This window comes from Photobacterium alginatilyticum, from assembly GCF_009910675.1.
GTDB classification, from domain to species: domain Bacteria; phylum Pseudomonadota; class Gammaproteobacteria; order Enterobacterales; family Vibrionaceae; genus Photobacterium; species Photobacterium alginatilyticum.
The window spans coordinates 1-539 of record NZ_RSEJ01000221.1 but is presented as its reverse complement, the minus strand read 5'-3'; the positions used below and the strand labels follow the sequence as shown (position 1 = coordinate 539).

Annotated in this window: 1 protein-coding gene; it reads left to right on the top strand. The window is 28.4% G+C overall.

All coding sequences use genetic code 11. From position 1 onward, the window contains the following. Window positions 1–192 (top strand): hypothetical protein (locus tag EIZ48_RS29280; RefSeq protein ID WP_205298655.1); only part of this gene is annotated, 192 nt, incomplete at its 5' end. Window positions 193–539 lie beyond the last annotated feature (347 nt).

The following is a 539-nucleotide window of genomic DNA, read 5'->3' as shown; positions in this document are numbered from 1 at the left end:
AATGAGGAAGATCTAATTTTATTTGTTTTACTGTTTACTGTTCAAAGACGCAGCCGTTCTGGTAAGTGTCTACACACTTGTTCTGAGAAACAATATAAAATGCCTAAAAAAAACGATGTATTTTGCCTTAAGAGAGTTTCATATTGGCCATTTACCGCTTGTTTTATTATTTTTGAAATTGGATTCCCATAGAACTCCAGAAYTCCTGTTAGTGACTCAATKACCTCTTTRAAATGCTAAAGTAAAAAAAACGACTTGATTTTTTTAATMAAACTTCCKTCATTGATCTTACTTTTTCGATAGATATGGAGATTCATATTGRAAAAAATACGAAAGAAAAGAAATATAAGAATTMGAACAAARTTTTCTTTCMATTGGAACAAATAGAAATAGAATTAGRTACATTCCATATATGGAATTGCTATCTACATATAGGAAGATCCATTCTATTGTAGTATTGTAGATTGCTCTATATTAAGTTTGTATTATTATTAGAGTACAACTTTTTTACTACAGTATTTTATACACTGTAGAACCTT